At 60.0% G+C, this 16,461-nt stretch carries 13 protein-coding genes and 1 pseudogene; 7 read left to right on the top strand and 7 right to left on the bottom strand.

Annotation, left to right across the window (positions count from 1 at the left end; genetic code table 11):
- Positions 1–1,460: pseudogene (locus CKW15_RS22095) on the bottom strand (DUF6531 domain-containing protein); the annotation flags it as partial.
- A 244-nt stretch (positions 1,461–1,704) separates the two neighbouring features.
- Here CKW15_RS22095 and CKW15_RS22090 point away from each other — a divergent pair.
- Positions 1,705–2,400, top strand: coding sequence for an HAD-IA family hydrolase (locus CKW15_RS22090; RefSeq protein ID WP_095059364.1), 696 nt, complete (start codon positions 1,705–1,707; stop codon positions 2,398–2,400).
- A 57-nt stretch (positions 2,401–2,457) separates the two neighbouring features.
- On the opposite strand, the gene CKW15_RS22085 is transcribed toward CKW15_RS22090, so the two are convergent.
- Positions 2,458–3,204 carry a 3-oxoacyl-ACP reductase family protein gene (locus CKW15_RS22085; protein WP_095059366.1) on the bottom strand — a complete coding sequence of 249 codons (747 nt, stop codon included), beginning with the start codon at positions 3,202–3,204 and terminating at the stop codon, positions 2,458–2,460.
- Between the two features lie 126 nt (positions 3,205–3,330).
- Here CKW15_RS22085 and CKW15_RS22080 point away from each other — a divergent pair, with 126 nt between their 5' ends.
- A complete protein-coding gene (locus CKW15_RS22080) occupies positions 3,331–4,257 on the top strand; it encodes a LysR family transcriptional regulator (protein WP_095152705.1) in 927 nt (308 codons plus the stop codon).
- A gap of 30 nt (positions 4,258–4,287) precedes the next feature.
- Here CKW15_RS22080 and CKW15_RS22075 read toward each other — a convergent pair whose 3' ends face one another.
- Entirely contained in the window at positions 4,288–5,022 is a 735-nt protein-coding gene (locus tag CKW15_RS22075; protein WP_095152704.1) for a phosphoadenylyl-sulfate reductase, read from the bottom strand.
- A 172-nt stretch (positions 5,023–5,194) separates the two neighbouring features.
- Between CKW15_RS22075 and thrH the strand changes: the two genes are divergently transcribed.
- Positions 5,195–5,812 (top strand): bifunctional phosphoserine phosphatase/homoserine phosphotransferase ThrH, encoded by a 618-nt coding sequence (thrH, locus tag CKW15_RS22070; RefSeq protein WP_095059371.1) that lies wholly within the window; start codon positions 5,195–5,197, stop codon positions 5,810–5,812.
- Between the two features lie 93 nt (positions 5,813–5,905).
- Here thrH and pabB read toward each other — a convergent pair whose 3' ends face one another.
- The 4 genes from pabB to CKW15_RS22050 all read right to left on the bottom strand — a co-directional run bounded on the left by pabB (position 5,906) and on the right by CKW15_RS22050 (position 10,466).
- Positions 5,906–7,249: an aminodeoxychorismate synthase component I gene (gene pabB, locus CKW15_RS22065; RefSeq protein WP_095152703.1), complete on the bottom strand. Its 1,344-nt coding sequence runs from the start codon at positions 7,247–7,249 to the stop codon at positions 5,906–5,908.
- A 153-nt stretch (positions 7,250–7,402) separates the two neighbouring features.
- On the bottom strand, positions 7,403–8,389 hold the full coding sequence (locus CKW15_RS22060) for an alpha-L-glutamate ligase-like protein (RefSeq protein ID WP_095059373.1): 987 nt from the start codon (positions 8,387–8,389) through the stop codon (positions 7,403–7,405).
- Complete coding sequence (locus CKW15_RS22055) at positions 8,389–9,924, bottom strand: inactive transglutaminase family protein (protein WP_095152702.1); 1,536 nt, start codon at positions 9,922–9,924, stop codon at positions 8,389–8,391. Before CKW15_RS22055 ends, CKW15_RS22060 begins: the two co-directional genes overlap by 1 nt.
- 5 nt (positions 9,925–9,929) lie before the next feature.
- Positions 9,930–10,466 (bottom strand): ATP-dependent zinc protease, encoded by a 537-nt coding sequence (locus CKW15_RS22050; protein WP_095059375.1) that lies wholly within the window; start codon positions 10,464–10,466, stop codon positions 9,930–9,932.
- 299 nt (positions 10,467–10,765) lie between these two features.
- On the opposite strand from CKW15_RS22050, the gene CKW15_RS22045 reads away from it, so the two are divergent.
- The 4 genes from CKW15_RS22045 to acnD all read left to right on the top strand — a co-directional run bounded on the left by CKW15_RS22045 (position 10,766) and on the right by acnD (position 16,458).
- Positions 10,766–11,485: a GntR family transcriptional regulator gene (locus CKW15_RS22045; RefSeq protein ID WP_095059376.1), complete on the top strand. Its 720-nt coding sequence runs from the start codon at positions 10,766–10,768 to the stop codon at positions 11,483–11,485.
- Entirely contained in the window at positions 11,482–12,372 is an 891-nt protein-coding gene (gene prpB / locus CKW15_RS22040) for a methylisocitrate lyase (protein ID WP_053157387.1), read from the top strand. The genes CKW15_RS22045 and prpB overlap by 4 nt, the downstream gene beginning before the upstream one ends.
- A gap of 159 nt (positions 12,373–12,531) precedes the next feature.
- Positions 12,532–13,659, top strand: coding sequence for a 2-methylcitrate synthase (prpC, locus tag CKW15_RS22035; protein ID WP_053157390.1), 1,128 nt, complete (start codon positions 12,532–12,534; stop codon positions 13,657–13,659).
- Between the two features lie 204 nt (positions 13,660–13,863).
- Positions 13,864–16,458 (top strand): Fe/S-dependent 2-methylisocitrate dehydratase AcnD, encoded by a 2,595-nt coding sequence (gene acnD, locus CKW15_RS22030; RefSeq protein ID WP_095059377.1) that lies wholly within the window; start codon positions 13,864–13,866, stop codon positions 16,456–16,458.
- Positions 16,459–16,461 lie beyond the last annotated feature (3 nt).

Here is a 16,461-nt window from a genome sequence, read left to right as displayed (position 1 = left end):
TCGAGTTCGACGGCGCTGCTGCGATAGAGGCGGGTGAAGTCGAACGGCAAAATGCCGTCGAGCGTACCGTCGGTGAGGGTCAGCAGTTCTTCGCCGGTGACCATCGACACCGGGCATTTGTTGGTGGTGGTGTTATCGACGGTGTCGGCGCTGTCGCCGTTGGGGTTGGTGGCCTGTTTCGGGGCGTCGTCCCGCTGTTCGTGACGTCCGAGGCGGGTGCTGGGGGCGGACTTTTTGCGCGCCATGGCGACCGGGTTCGGCACCTCCAGCACCGGTGAGTTGGCAGCGGAGATCAACAATGGAACCGTAGGCGCCGGTTTCAGCGGCGCATTTCGGGCATTGACCATCAATGGCTTGAGCGCACCGGCGTGGGCCGACAGGTCAGACCGCGATGTCAGCTCGGCCAGGCGCAGGCTTGCCGCTGCCAGCCATTGGCGAGCGCGCCCGGATTTGATCTTGTTGAGCACCTTGGCGCTCAAGCGGATCTTCAGACCCATCGGACCGGTCAGACACATCAGCAGGAAAGCGACCAGCAGTTCCGTGCGAACTTGCGCCACAACCTCGGCGATGTACTGCGGTGGCAGCAGCTTCAACCAACTGGTGAACGCGGCCACATAGATGAACATCAACGGCTCATCGCTCAGCACCAGCAACAGGTTGGCGATGGCCTCGGACTAAGCGCTCAGCAACGTTTCCAGTTCGGCTTCAGTCAGGTACTCAAGGAGCTTTTCGCTGTTCGCTTGCAGGTCTTCGATCAGGGCATAAACCTGCTTCACGTCATCCCACAAACCGTGCAGCGACAGTTCGAAACCACGCCAGTCAGCCTGTTGCAGCGTGCGATAACGCTCTGCGAAGCCCGCTGCGGAAAACTCCGCCCACAAGGGCTCGAACTCAGCGCTCCACTCGTTGCGTAACCAGCCTTCGAGTTCACCGATAACGCCCTGATAGGAGGCGTACAGCGCTTTGACGTGGTCGGTGGTGACGTTAGGAAAGAACGTGATTCGATAACGCTGGCCGCGCCAACAGCGGGGGATTTCGAGGATGCCGCTGGGGCCGATGGTTTCGTGAATCGGCTCACCGTACTGCGGTTCACCCTGACCTTCGTTGAGCAGCGGTTCGAGCATCACCGGCGTGTTGCCGATCGGCACGAAGCGCGCGGATTCAAACATATGCACCAAGGTCAACGGGCCGCTGGCGGGGCAGCTGGCGACGGTTGAGCTGACGGGCGTGGTGGAATTTTTAGGGGCGCTGAGACGTACTTCGTTGCCGACCGTAAACACCTGCTCGACATCCAGCACCCGACCGGTCCAGAAGCTTTCCGCCCAGGCCTCGTAATCGTTGAGGCACAGGCGGAATTCCCCGAGCAGGGCTTCAAAGTTCGGCCGCTCGGGGTTCATGGCGGCGACCACGAGCAAGCCAATGGTGTTGTTCAGGGCCAGCAGCTTGTCAGGGGCGAGCATGGGCAGTCTTTCGTTTGGCGGAATGTGGGGCGCCAAACTCTGCGGGGGATCAACGAGGAAAGAAGTCAGGAAAGGAGGTGTTTGATGTAGGGGGAATCGCTATTTCGCAGCGATCCGCTCGACAGCGATCGGGATTTCATTGCTCTGCGCCTGCGACGCTCGTTATGCTGCTGAAACCTTTAATCAGCCCGGCCCCCGTTCCAGTTATCCATCCCGGGATGCCTTTGAAAACGGATCAGACGCGATGAATGCAACGCTGAAAGCAATCGGCCCGATCAAAGCCGTGATTTTTGATATGGACGGTTTGCTGCTCGATACTGAGGGCATCTACACCGAAGTCACGTCGATCATCGCTGCGCGGTATGGCCGAACCTTCGACTGGAGCATCAAGCAGAACATCATCGGGCGCGGCGCGGGTGATCTGGCGCGTTATGTGGTTGAAGCGCTGGACCTGCCGATTACCGCGCAAGAGTTTCTGGTGATCCGCGAACCTCTGATGCGCGAGCGTTTTCCTACAGCGCAGGCAATGCCTGGCGCACAGGAACTGGTGCGGCATCTGAAGGCCAACAACATCCCAATCGCGGTGGGCACCAGTTCGACGAGCCAGTCGTTCGGCCAGAAAACCACCTTGCACCGCGACTGGTTTGCGCTGTTCGATTTCATTGTCACGGCTGATGACCCGGAAGTGGGCGCAGCGAAACCGGCACCGGATATCTTCCTGACGGCGGCGCGGCGGTTGGGGGTTGCCCCCGGGGATTGCCTGGTGTTCGAGGATTCGCCTTTTGGTGTCACAGCGGCGAAAGCGGCGGGGATGGCGGCGATTGCGATTCCGGATGCGGCGATGGCTGACGAAAAATACGCACACGCGGATGGCATTCTTCGTACGTTAAAAGCGTTCGAGCCCGGTGCTTGTGGTTTGCCGGCACTGGAATGGGGCTGACAACAGAAAATGTGGGAGCGAGCAAGCCGCTCCCACATTGGTTTTTCGTTTAACTCATCAGGCGCCAAAACCACCGTCGATGGTCAGGCTTGCCCCGGTGATGTAGCCAGCCTCCGGTCCAACGAGATAGGCGACGAAGCTGGCGATTTCCTCGGCTTTGCCGTAACGGCCCACCGCCATCAACGGGATCAAGCTGTCAGCGAAGTCGCCGTGGGCAGGGTTCATGTCGGTGTCGACCGGGCCCGGTTGCACGTTGTTGATGGTAATGCCTTGCGGGCCGAGGTCACGGGCCAGGCCTTTGGTCAGGCCGACCAGCGCCGACTTGCTCATGGCGTACGGGCCGCCACCGGCGAAGGGCATGCGATCGGCGTTGGTGCTGCCGATGTTAATGATGCGGCCGCCTTCGGTCATGTGCTGTGCGGCGGCTTGAGTGGCGATGAACACGCTGCGCACGTTGATCGCCAAGGTCTGGTCGAAGTCTTCGAGTTTGAAATCGGCCAGCGGTGCGACGGCCAGAACCCCCGCGTTGTTGACCAGGATATCCAGTCGTCCGAAAGCTTCCACCGTCGCATTCACCGCGCTGCGGATGGCCTCGGCGTCGGCGCTGTCAGCCTTGATTGCCAGGGCTTTGCCGCCTTGGGCGGTGATGCTGTTTTGCAGTTCCTCGGCCTTGGTCGTGGAGCTGACGTAGGTGAAGGCAACGGTCGCGCCTTCAGCGGCCAGGCGTTTGACAATGGCGGCGCCGATGCCGCGGGAACCACCTTGAATCAATGCCACTTTGCCGCTGAGGTTCTGAGTAGTCATGTCGATCTCCAAAGTCCCGAGGCGAGATGTCCCGGTTGATGGAGCCTAGTATCGATTGAGGATTACAGGCTGTGTAGACGGTAATTGCTATAGTCTGTGTAAACCATAAGTTTATAGTGGTGTGTCATGGAAACCTTCAGCAGTATTGAATGCTTTGTGCGCAGCGCCGAAGTCGGCAGTTTCGCCGAAGCCGCGCGACGCTTGAGCCTGACACCGGCGGCGGTGGGCAAGAGCGTGGCCAAACTTGAAGCGAATCTGGGGGTGCGGTTGTTTCAGCGCAGCACCCGCAACCTCACCTTGACTGAGGCTGGCCAGTTGTTTTTGAGTCAGGTCAGCGCCAGCCTGACGACTATTCAGAACGCCGTGGCCAATTTGGCCAGCGCCGAAGGTCTCCCGGCGGGCACCTTGAAAGTCAGCATGGGCACGGTGTTCGGGCGGTTGTATGTCGTGCCGATGCTCGGTGAGTTTCTGCAGCGATATCCGGCGATCAACCCGGACTGGCATTTTGATAATCGTCAGGTTGACCTGATCGCCCAAGGGTTCGACGCGGCGATTGGTGGCGGATTTGAATTACCCCAGGGGGTCGTGGCGCGCAAGCTGGCACCGGCGCATCGGGTGTTGCTGGCATCTGCCGATTATCTTGCGCGGCGCGAAACGATCAGGGAGCCCGATGATCTGCAACACCACGATGGCATCCTCATTCGGTCGCCCCAGACCGGTCGAGTGCGTTCCTGGCAGTTGAGCGGACGCAGCCCCCAGCACTGCCGGCCATTGATGCTCAAGGCGCGAATGACCATGAGTGATTCGGATGCGGCTTGCGCGACGGCGGCCCAGGGTTTGGGGGTTGCGCTGGTGAGCATGCCGTTCGCGGTGAATTATCTGGAGGCGGGCACATTGCAGCGTGTGTTGCCGGACTGGTACATCGATGACGGCAACATTTCGATCTATTACGCCGAGCACAAACTGCTGCCGGGCAAGACTCGAGCGTTCGTCGACTTCATCATCGAGCAGTTTGCCGAGCAAGGGTTGGCACAGCGATTTAGTGCTGCTTGAGCAGCACTTGAGACCGAAGTTGAATCGGGGTCAGCCCTTGCTGATGATGTTCCCGGCATGCAACCCACATTCTTTCTGCGTGGCTTCTTCCCACCACCAGCGACCTTCGCGCTCGTGCTGGTTCGGCAGCACAGGGCGGGTGCAAGGCTCGCAACCGATGCTGATGAAGCCGCGTTCGTGCAGGCTGTTGTACGGCAACTCCAGCATGCGGATGTAACCCCAGATTTCTTCGCTGGTCATTTGTGCCAGTGGATTGAATTTGTACAGGGTGCGCTCCGGGGTGGAGAACGCGGTGTCGATTTCCATCACCGCGACGGCGCTGCGGGTGCCCGGGCTCTGGTCCCGGCGCTGGCCGGTGGCCCAGGCCTTCACGCCAGACAGCTTACGGCGCAGCGGCTCGATCTTGCGGATACTGCAGCATTCGCCATGACCGTCCTTATAGAAACTGAACAGGCCTTTTTCCTTCACAAACGGTTCGAGTTTGGTGTGGTCCGGCGACACCAGTTCGATGTCGATTTTGTAGTGCTCGCGCACTTGATCGATGAAGCGGTAGGTCTCCGGGTGCAGGCGACCGGTGTCTAGGCTGAACACCTTGACGTTCTTGTTCAGCTTCCAGGCCATGTCCACCAGGACCACATCCTCAGCGCCGCTGAAGGAGATCCACAGCTCATCGCCGAACTCGGCAAAAGCCAGTTTCAGAATGTCCTGGGCGGATTTATTGGCATAGGTCGTGGCGAGTTCCACGACGTCGAACGATGGGCTCATCAGGGCGGCTTCCTACAGGTCGGTGGCGCTGGGCGCTCTATATGGGCCGATGTTAACAAAAAGCTGCGCTGATCGGGGCTCCCTCTGCGTTGCGCAGGCAGGCCCGAATCGCTAGAGTTCGGCAGTCTTTTTGCTCGCTCGACTCAATAATCAATACAAATGGGAGTGTCTTGTGGAAATTGCCTGTCTGGATCTTGAAGGTGTACTGGTCCCGGAAATCTGGATCGCCTTCGCCGAAAAAACCGGGATCGAATCCCTCAGGGCCACCACCCGGGATATTCCCGACTATGACGTGCTGATGAAGCAGCGCCTGCGGATCCTTGACGAACACGGCCTGAAGCTCTCGGACATTCAGGAAGTGATCGCCACGCTCAAGCCGCTGGACGGCGCCATCGAGTTCGTCGACTGGCTGCGTGAGCGCTTCCAGGTGGTGATCCTGTCGGACACCTTCTACGAGTTCTCGCAGCCGTTGATGCGCCAACTGGGCTTCCCGACCTTGCTTTGCCATCGTCTGATTACGGATGACACCGGGCGGGTAACGAGCTATCAGTTGCGTCAGAAAGATCCCAAGCGTCAGTCGGTCCTGGCGTTCAAGAGCCTTTACTACCGCGTGATTGCGGCGGGCGATTCCTACAACGACACCACCATGCTCGGTGAAGCGGATGCGGGGATTCTGTTCCATGCGCCGGACAACGTGATTGCCGAGTTCCCGCAGTTCCCGGCGGTGCATACGTTTGAAGCGTTGAAGCAGGAGTTCATCAAGGCGTCGAATCGGACCTTGAGTCTTTAATCGGCCGGACTGACGCTTTCGCTGGCAAGCCAGCTCCTACAAGATCGATGCGAGGCACGCGATCCTTGTAGGAGCCGGCTTGCCGGCGATGCTTCAAAGGTTTTGCAGGGTATCGAGCAGCACTTTCACCTTGGTGATCGATTCCTGATATTCGGCCTGCCACTCGGAGTCGGCCACAATCCCGCCACCGCCCCAGCAACATACCTGCCCATCCTTGACCAACAAACTGCGAATGGCGATGGAGCTGTCCATCTCGCCCCGCACATCGAGATACAACAACGAACCGCAATACAGTCCGCGTCGGGTGGGTTCCAGCTCGTCGATGATCTGCATCGCACGAATCTTCGGTGCGCCGGTGATTGAGCCGCCGGGGAAGCTGCCGGCGATCAGGTCCAGGGCATCGCGCTCATCCGCCAGTTCGCCGGTCACGCTGCTTACCAGGTGATGCACGTTCGGATAGCTTTCCAGGCTGAACAACTCCGGCACCCGAACCGAACCGGTGCGGCAGGTGCGCCCAAGATCGTTGCGCAGCAAGTCGACGATCATCAGGTTTTCCGCGCGATCCTTGGGGCTGGCCAGGAGTTCGGCGGCGTTCGCCGCGTCTTCGGCGGGTGTGAGGCCTCGGGGGCGCGTGCCTTTGATCGGGCGGGTTTCAACGTGACGCTCGCTGACTTTGACGAAGCGCTCCGGCGACAAACTCAGCACAGCACCTCCGTCGGGTAGGCTCTGAAAACCGGAAAACGGTGTCGGGCACGCCGCCCGCAACGCGCAATAAGCCACCCATGGATCGCCCTGGCAGGGCGCACGGAAACGCTGGGCGAAATTGACTTGATAACAGTCGCCGGCCTGGATGTATTGCTGAATGCGCTCGATCGCCTGGCGATACTCGTCAGCGTTCAGGTCGGCAATCATTGGGGTTTGCAGTTTGAAAGGCTCTACCGGCTCAGGCGCCGGCTGACTGAACAGCGCGATCAAGCGTTGGCGTTCGCTGTCGGTCAGGGTCGGGTGAAACACCAGTTGGCTACTTTTCTGCTGGTGATCGCTAATCAGCGCCCAGTCATAGAGGCCGAAACGTGCATCGGGCAATTGCAGGTCGTCCAACGCCTGACTCGGCAGGTTTTCCAGATGTCGGCCGAAGTCGTAACTCAGGTAGCCGATCAAACCACCCGCAAACGGCAGTTCATAAGGTGCCGAAATCGACGCTTCACCCAGCCGTGTCAGGTTAGCGCGCAGGCGTTGCAGGAAATCGCTGCCACTTTCGTCAGACGCTACCGCCAATTGCTCCAGCGGCCAGGCACTGAGCAGGTCATAGCGGCCACGGTTGGCGCTCGGCCGGCCGCTGTCGAGCAGCACGGCGCCGGGGGCATGGCGGATCGCCGCGAAGTATTGGGCGGGGTTGGTGCGATAGGGCAGCGGGTGTACGGAACAGGTCAACATGGGCGGGGAAGATCAGCCATCGAGGCGGGGTGGCGATTGTAGTCCCCTCGGGGAATTGCTCCTAGAGGGGATGTCGGGGATTGGCAGATCAGTAGCGGTGAGTGTGACACCTGTGGCGAGGGAGCAAGCTCCCTCGCCACAAAGTGCCATAAGTCAGCCCTCGACCGGCGGAATATGCCCAAACATTTCCTGCACAAACGCCACGCGCTCTTCAACGGTTTCAATCACGCCGCGAGCCTTGAGCTCTTCCAGCCGCGCTTCGACCGCATGGGTGCGCAACGTCAGTCCGCAATCGTTGGCAATCTGGATATTCAAGCCCGGTCGGGCATTGAGCTCCAGGATCAGTGGGCCTTTTTCCTGGTCCAGCACCATGTCGACACCGATGTAACCCAGCCCGCACAGCTCATAACAACCGGCGGCGAGTTTCATGAAACCGTCCCAGTAGGGCAGTTGCACGCCGTCTACCGCGTTGGTGGTGTCCGGGTGTTTGGTGATGATGTTGTTCAACCAGGTGCCACGCAGGGTCAAGCCTGTTGCCAGGTCGACGCCGACACCGATGGCGCCCTGGTGCAGGTTGGCCTTGCCGCCGGACTGACGGGTCGGCAAACGCAGCATGGCCATCACCGGGTAGCCCATCAGCACGATGATGCGGATGTCCGGCACGCCTTCGTAGCTGATGCTCTTGAAGATCTGGTCCGGGGTGACGCGATATTCGATCAGCGCCCGGTCGCGGTGCCCGCCGAGGGAGTACAGGCCGGTCAGGATGCTGGAAATCTGATGCTCGATTTCCTCGTGGCTGATGATCTTGCCGGACACCGTGCGATAGCGGCCCTCGAAGCGGTCGGCAATCACCAGAATGCCATCGCCGCCAGCGCCTTGGGCCGGTTTGATCACGAAGTCGTTGCGCCCGCCGATGATCTTGTCGAGGTTGTCGATTTCCTTCTCGGTGGAAATCACGCCATACAGCTCCGGCACATGAATGCCAGCCGCGATGGCGCGCTCCTTGGTGATGATCTTGTCATCGACAATCGGGTACAGGCTGCGCTTGTTGTACTTGAGCACGTAGTCCGCGTTGCGCCGGTTGATGCCCATGATGCCCCGGGCTTCCAGGGCCTTCCAGGTCTTCCAGAAGCCGAACATCAAGCGTCAGCCTTTTTCAGGAAGGCCTTGAAACGCACCAGTTCGGTCAGGCGGTAGCCGCGATAACGCCCCATCGCCAGCATGAAACCCACCAGGATCAGCAGGATCGCCGGGAAGGTGAAGACGAAGTACACCAGCTCCGGCACGCTCATGATCAAGTGCGCGAGGGACGCTGCGAACAGCGTGCCGATGGCCACTTTCATCGCATGGCTGGCGCCGCGTTCTTCCCAGGTGATCGACAGGCGTTCGATGGTCATGGTCAGAATCACCATCGGGAACAGCGCCACCGACAACCCGCGCTCCAGGCCAAGCTTGTGGCTGAACAGGCTGATGGCCGCAATCAACACCACCACGAAGGTCAGCACCACCGACAGTCTCGGTAGCATCTGCAACTTCAAGTGTTCGAGATAGGAGCGCAGGGACAGGCCCAATGCGGTAATGATCGTGAACAGCACAATGCCGAAACCGAGCTGGGTCTCGCGGAACGCCAGGGCGATCAGCACCGGAGTAAACGTGCCCAGTGTTTGCAGGCCGATCAGGTTGCGCAGGATCAGGATCACCAGCACGCCAATCGGGATCATCACCATGATCATGAAGGTCTGCTGGGTTTGCAGCGGCAGGCCGTACAGCGAGTATTCAAGGAAGTTGGCGTCGGTGTTTTCATCGGTCAGCTTGGCCAGGCGAATGGCGTTCATTTCGCTGTTGTTCAGGCTGAAGGTCACGTTGGCTTTCTTGCCGCCGTCGACGGTGATCAGGTTTTCGTCGCCGGTCCACCACAGCAGGCGGTCGGTCGGCAGGCCTTGTTCGCCGGTTTCCGGGTTGAAGTACAGCCAGTCGGTGCCGTTGAAACTGCGCAGCCACAGTTCCGGTACTTGCGGCTGGTCCGCTACCAGGCGAATTGTGTGGACCTTTTCCACCGGCACGTGGGCGATGGACAGCAGCAATTCGACGATTTTCGCCTTGTGCGGCGTGGACGGATCACCGGCCAGCAGCAGTTTCACGTTGTCGTCGCCGAGATTGTTGACACGTTTGATGGCTTCGCCGATGAAGGTCTCGACGTCGGCCGAGTGCTGGCGGATCGGCGCGAGCAGGGCTTCGGCGGCGATTTTTTCCGGGCCCTCGATGACCATGCTGTCGCGGAACGTCGGGCCTTTTACTTTGAGTTTCTCGCCGGAATAGCGCTTGGTCAGCACCAAACGGTAATACAGGGTCTGGTTGCCCTTGGCCCGGCGCGCCGACCAGGTGACCTTGCGGTTGCCGTCGACCCGGTTCACCGCCACGCCGTAATTGTTGGAAATGAAGCTTTCATTAAGGCTGACGAAGTCGCGGCTCAGGGGCGGCACGAACATCTGGATCTTGACCGGGTCCTTGGCACTGGCGACGAACTCGACTTTGGCGTCGATGTTCCACAGGTCGTCGGTGGCGTCTTCGGTCACCGGAATGCCCAGCACGAAGATCTGATAGGCCGTAACTGAAATGCCCAGCACCACCAGGATGGCGATCAGCAGTTTCAGATGAAGGGTAAGAGAGCGCATTGGAATTACTCTGCGGTATGAGCGTCGGTGGTGCAGGCGGGTTTGCCGGCAGCATATTTAAGGCTGGGGTCGACCAGCGCATCGAATCGTTTGAGGGCTTCGGAGCCGATCAAGAGCGGGTATTGGAAAGCACTTCGGTCAGTAAGGTTCACTTCTATACTGCGCAAAGCCGAGCCCATGCAGATATCCAGCTCAATGACAGGGCGGGCCGTGTACTTCTTGCCTTCTTCCGGGTCGTAGTCGCCGGCCCGGCGCTTGATCTTGCTGACACGGGCCAGTGGCCGTTCAATCGGGTGCGAGTGGGCGGTGTCGATGGCCAGGTAAAACCGTACCCATGACTCGCCATTGCGTTTGAAACGTTTGATGTCTCGTGCACTTAAAGAAGCGGTTTTGGCGCCGGTGTCGAGTTTGGCGGCCACTTCCAGGTCGATGCCATTAAGGGAAGCGTATTCGTTGAGGCCATACACGGTCTTTTCCCCTGCCAGCGCAAAGCCGGGCAGGCAAAGGAAATAAAGGAATGTGGGGAAGGGCTTGAGTCTCATAAATCCTGGTGCGCAGCGGTCCGTACTTCGATTCAGGGCCCTGGCATCGCTGCGCAAGCTCCTTCGTATGCCTGTCAGGGTTTTATGACAGGCCGTGCAGATGTGACAAACAAATCGGGCGGCATTCTAGCACGGTGGTTTTATGGTGCCAGCGCTGGGCGACAGCTAAAAACCGTCAGGCTGCTTCATTATGAAGCAACCGGTTATCAGAAGATTGTCGACAATATCGATTTAACCTTTGACTCGGCGCCCTGTATTCGCTAATTTTTGCGGCACTGGCTTACAAGGTGTCGACAATCATGCTGGATCAACTCGATCCCCCGGTGTTCACGCAAGACGATACGGAGACGCTTTCCGAGAACGTCTTCCGCCGCATTCAAGCGGCCATCGTCAAAGGCGATATCGCCCCGGGCAGCAAAATCTCCGAACCGGAACTGGCGCGCACCTACGGCATCAGCCGTGGACCGCTGCGCGAAGCCATTCACCGTCTGGAAGGCCAGCGCCTGCTGGTACGTGTTCCGCATGTCGGGGCGCGAGTGGTGTCGCTTAACCATGCCGAACTGGTCGAACTCTACGAAATCCGCGAGTCCCTTGAAGGCATGGCCTGCCGTCTGGCTGCCGAGCGTATGAGCGTAGAAGAAATCGACGAATTGCGTCGGGTGCTGGAAACCCACGAGCGCGATGCGGCGTTTCAGGCCGGTGTCGGCTACTACCAGCAGGAAGGCGATTTCGACTTCCACTACCGAATCATCCAGGGCAGCGGCAATCGCACGCTGACCCAAATGCTCTGCGGCGAGCTGTATCAATTGGTGCGCATGTACCGCATCCAGTTCTCCACCACGCCCAATCGCCCACACCAGGCGTTTGCCGAGCACCACCGAATTCTCGATGCCATCGCCGACCGTGACGGTGAACTGGCCGAGTTGTTGATGCGCCGTCACATCGGCGCCTCCAAACGCAACATCGCCCGTCATTACCAGGACGGCGCTAACCCGACAGCCAAACGAGGTGAGTCATGAGTTTGAACAAGAGCACTCCAGGCCAGCGTTTCCGCGATGCGGTCGCCAGCGAGCATCCATTGCAAGTGGTCGGCGCGATCAACGCCAACCACGCGCTGTTGGCCAAGCGCGCCGGTTTCAAGGCGATCTACCTGTCGGGTGGCGGGGTGGCTGCTGGCTCCCTCGGCCTGCCGGACCTGGGCATCACCGGTCTGGATGACGTGCTGACCGACGTGCGTCGCATCACCGACGTCTGCGATCTGCCATTGTTGGTGGACGTGGACACCGGTTTCGGTTCGTCGGCCTTCAACGTGGCTCGCACCGTGAAGTCGATGATCAAGTTCGGCGCAGCGGCGATTCACATCGAAGACCAGGTCGGCGCCAAGCGCTGCGGCCACCGTCCTAATAAAGAGATCGTGACCCAGCAGGAAATGGTCGACCGTATCAAGGCCGCCGTCGATGCCCGTACCGATGACAGCTTCGTGATCATGGCCCGTACCGACGCCCTGGCGGTGGAAGGTCTGGAGTCTGCCCTGGATCGTGCCGCTGCCTGCATCGAAGCCGGCGCCGACATGATTTTCCCGGAAGCCATCACCGAGCTGGACATGTACAAGCTGTTCGCCAGCCGCGTGAAAGCGCCGATCCTGGCTAACATCACCGAATTCGGCGCGACGCCGCTGTACACCACCGAGCAACTGGCCGGGGCCGATGTATCGCTGGTGCTGTACCCGCTGTCGGCTTTCCGCGCCATGAACAAAGCCGCAGAAAACGTCTACAACGCGCTGCGCCGCGATGGCACCCAGGCGAATGTCATCGACACCATGCAGACCCGCATGGAGCTCTACGATCGCATCGACTACCACACCTTCGAGCAGAAGCTCGATGCGTTGTTCGCCGCGAAGAAGTAATGATCTAAAGATCGCAGCCTTCGGCAGCTCCTGCACCGACCTCTTTCTCCTGTAGGAGCTGTCGAGTGAAACGAGGCTGCGATCTCTTCGGCAATACGCGATAGACCTGATGAATCAAATTTTGCCGATTCCCTAATAAATTCAAGATTGGAGACAGCAATGGCCGAAGCAAAAGTACTCAGTGGCGCCGGGCTCCGTGGCCAGGTTGCCGGGCAAACCGCACTGTCCACCGTGGGCCAGTCGGGTGCCGGTCTGACCTATCGTGGTTATGACGTTCGTGAACTGGCGGCTGACGCGCAGTTTGAAGAAGTCGCTTACCTGCTGCTGTACGGCGAACTGCCGAGCAAAGCGCAACTGGCCGCCTACGTTGCCAAGCTGAGCAAGCTCCGTGACCTGCCGCAAGCGTTGAAAGAAGTGCTGGAACGCATCCCCGCCGACGCCCACCCGATGGACGTGATGCGCACCGGCTGCTCGTTCCTGGGCAACCTGGAGCCGGAGAACAACTTCTCCGAGCAGCACGACAAGACTGACCGCCTGCTGGCTGCATTCCCGGCGATCATGACCTACTGGTATCGCTTCAGCCATGAAGGCAAGCGCATCGAATGCGTGAGCGACGAGCAGTCCATCGGCGGTCACTTCCTGCACCTGCTGCACGGCAAGAAGCCGAGCGAGTTGCACGTCAAGGTGATGAACGTTTCGCTGATCCTGTACGCAGAGCACGAGTTCAACGCATCGACCTTCACCGCTCGTGTTTGCGCATCGACCCTGTCCGACCTGTATTCCTGCATCACTGCGGCCATCGGTTCGCTGCGCGGTCCGCTGCATGGCGGCGCCAACGAAGCGGCGATGGAAATGATCGAGCGCTTCAGCTCGCCGGAAGCGGCGATCGAAGGCACCCTCGGCATGCTCGAGCGCAAGGACAAGATCATGGGCTTCGGTCATGCGATCTATAAGGACAACGATCCGCGCAATGAAGTGATCAAGGGCTGGTCGAAAAAACTCGCTGACGAAGTGGGCGACAAAGTGTTGTTCCCGGTCTCCGAAGCCATCGACAAGACCATGTGGGAGCAAAAGAAACTGTTCCCGAACGCCGACTTCTACCATGCCTCGGCGTACCACTTCATGGGCATTCCGACCAAGTTGTTCACACCGATTTTCGTCTGCTCGCGCCTGACCGGCTGGGCGGCGCACGTGTACGAACAGCGTGCCAACAACCGCATCATCCGTCCAAGCGCCGAATACACCGGCGTCGAACAGCGCAAGTTCGTGCCAATCGAACAACGCTGAATGGTGGGAATGCCTGCACAGGTCACTGAATGAACCGGTGACCCTGTAGGAGCTGGCTTGCCAGCGATTGCGATTTGTCATTCAACATTTTCGTTGCCTGACCCGACGCGATCGCCAGCAAGCCGGCTCCTACAGAGGTCGGTTTCAATTCGAACCCTGTGCCAGGCCCCGCCTTTTGAAACTACCGTGACCGAGTCCTGACCGATGAACACAGAATTCCGCAAATCGCTGCCCGGCAGCAAACTGGATTACTTCGACGTCCGTGCGGCAGTCGAGGCGATTCAGCCCGGCGCCTATGACACCCTGCCTTACACCTCTCGCGTGCTGGCGGAAAACCTTGTGCGTCGCTGCGACCCGGCCACGCTCACCGAATCCCTGAAGCAATTCATCGAACGCAAGCGCGACCTCGACTTCCCGTGGTTCCCGGCCCGCGTGGTGTGCCACGACATTCTCGGCCAGACCGCACTGGTCGACCTGGCCGGTCTGCGTGACGCCATCGCCCTGCAGGGCGGTGATCCGGCGCAAGTGAACCCGGTCGTGCCGACCCAACTGATCGTCGACCACTCCCTGGCCGTCGAGCGCGGTGGCTTCGATCCGGAAGCGTTCGAAAAGAACCGCGCCATCGAAGACCGTCGTAACGAAGACCGTTTCCACTTCATCAACTGGACCAAGAAAGCGTTCAAGAACGTCGACGTGATCCCGCCAGGCAACGGCATCATGCACCAGATCAACCTGGAGAAAATGTCTCCGGTGATCCAGGTACGTGACGGCGTCGCGTTCCCTGACACCTGCGTCGGCACCGACAGCCACACCCCGCACGTCGATGCGCTGGGCGTGATCGCCATTGGTGTCGGTGGCCTGGAAGCCGAAAGCGTCATGCTCGGCCGTGCCTCGTGGATGCGTCTGCCAGAAAGCGTCGGCGTCGAGCTGACCGGCAAACTGCAACCGGGCATCACCGCCACCGACATGGTGCTGGCGCTGACCGAGTTCCTGCGCAAGCAAAAAGTGGTTGGCGCATGGCTGGAGTTCTTCGGTGAAGGCGCCTCCGCGCTGACCCTCGGCGACCGTGCGACCATCTCCAACATGGCCCCGGAATACGGCGCCACCGCGGCGATGTTCTACATCGACCAGCAGACCATCGACTACCTCAAACTCACCGGCCGTGAAGACGAGCAGGTGCAGCTGGTCGAGAACTACGCCAAGCAGACCGGTCTGTGGGCTGACAGCCTCAAGGGTGCGCAATATGAGCGCGGCCTGACATTCGATCTGTCTTCTGTTGTGCGCAACATGGCCGGCCCGAGCAATCCGCACGCTCGCGTAGCGGTTTCTGATCTGGCCGCCAAAGGTATCTCCGGTCAGTGGGACGAGGTTCCGGGTCAAATGCCGGACGGCGCGGTGATCATTGCCGCCATCACCAGCTGCACCAACACCAGTAACCCGCGCAACGTGATTGCCGCTGGCCTGCTGGCGCGCAATGCCAACAGGCTCGGCCTGACCCGCAAACCATGGGTCAAGTCGTCCCTCGCACCGGGCTCGAAAACCGTCGCGCTGTACCTTGACGAAGCTGGCCTGACCAGTGAGCTGGACCAGCTCGGTTTCGGCATCGTGGCCTTCGCTTGCACCACGTGCAACGGCATGTCCGGCGCACTCGATCCAGTGATCCAGCAAGAGATCATCGACCGCGACCTGTACGCCACTGCCGTGTTGTCCGGCAACCGTAACTTCGACGGCCGGATTCACCCGTACGCCAAGCAAGCGTTCCTGGCTTCGCCGCCATTGGTTGTTGCTTACGCCATCGCCGGCACCATCCGTTTCGACATCGAAAAAGACGTGCTGGGCGTGGTCGACGGCAAGGAAATCCGTCTGAAAGACATCTGGCCGAGCGACGAAGAAATCGACTCGGTGGTGAAAGCCTCGGTGAAACCTGAGCAGTTCCGTCAGGTGTACATCCCGATGTTCGCCATCCACGAAGACACCGGCCCGAAAGTCGCGCCGCTGTACGACTGGCGCGAAATGAGCACCTACATCCGCCGTCCGCCGTACTGGGAAGGTGCGCTGGCCGGCGCTCGTCCGCTCAAGGGCATGCGCCCGCTGGCGGTACTGCCGGACAACATCACCACCGATCACCTGTCGCCGTCCAACGCCATCATGCTCGACAGCGCCGCTGGCGAATACCTGGCGAAAATGGGCCTGCCGGAAGAGGACTTCAACTCTTACGCGACTCACCGTGGTGACCACCTGACCGCACAGCGCGCGACGTTCGCCAACCCGAAACTGTTCAACGAAATGGTTCTGGAAGACGGCAAGGTCAAGCAGGGTTCGCTGGCCCGCGTCGAGCCGGAAGGCAAAGTGATGCGCATGTGGGAAGCGATTGAAACCTACATGGATCGCAAGCAGCCGCTGATCATCATCGCCGGCGCCGACTACGGTCAGGGTTCGTCCCGCGACTGGGCCGCCAAAGGCGTGCGTCTGGCCGGTGTGGAAGCGATTGCCGCCGAAGGTTTCGAGCGCATTCACCGCACCAACCTGGTGGGCATGGGCGTGTTGCCGCTGGAGTTCAAGCCGGGCACCAACCGTCACACCCTCGCTATCGATGGCAGCGAAACCTACGACGTGATCGGCGACCGCACCCCGCGTGCCGACCTGACGCTGGTGATCCATCGCAAGAACGGCGAACGCGTCGATGTGCCGGTGACCTGCCGCCTCGACACCGCTGAAGAAGTGTCGATCTACGAAGCTGGTGGCGTGCTGCAACGCTTCGCCCAGGACTTCCTCGAAGAATCGGCGGTTGCCGTCTAAAAC

This window comes from Pseudomonas sp. Irchel s3b5 (genome assembly GCF_900187435.1).
In the GTDB taxonomy this organism is placed as follows: Bacteria; Pseudomonadota; Gammaproteobacteria; order Pseudomonadales; family Pseudomonadaceae; genus Aquipseudomonas.
This window is presented reverse-complemented; position numbering and strand designations above follow the sequence as displayed.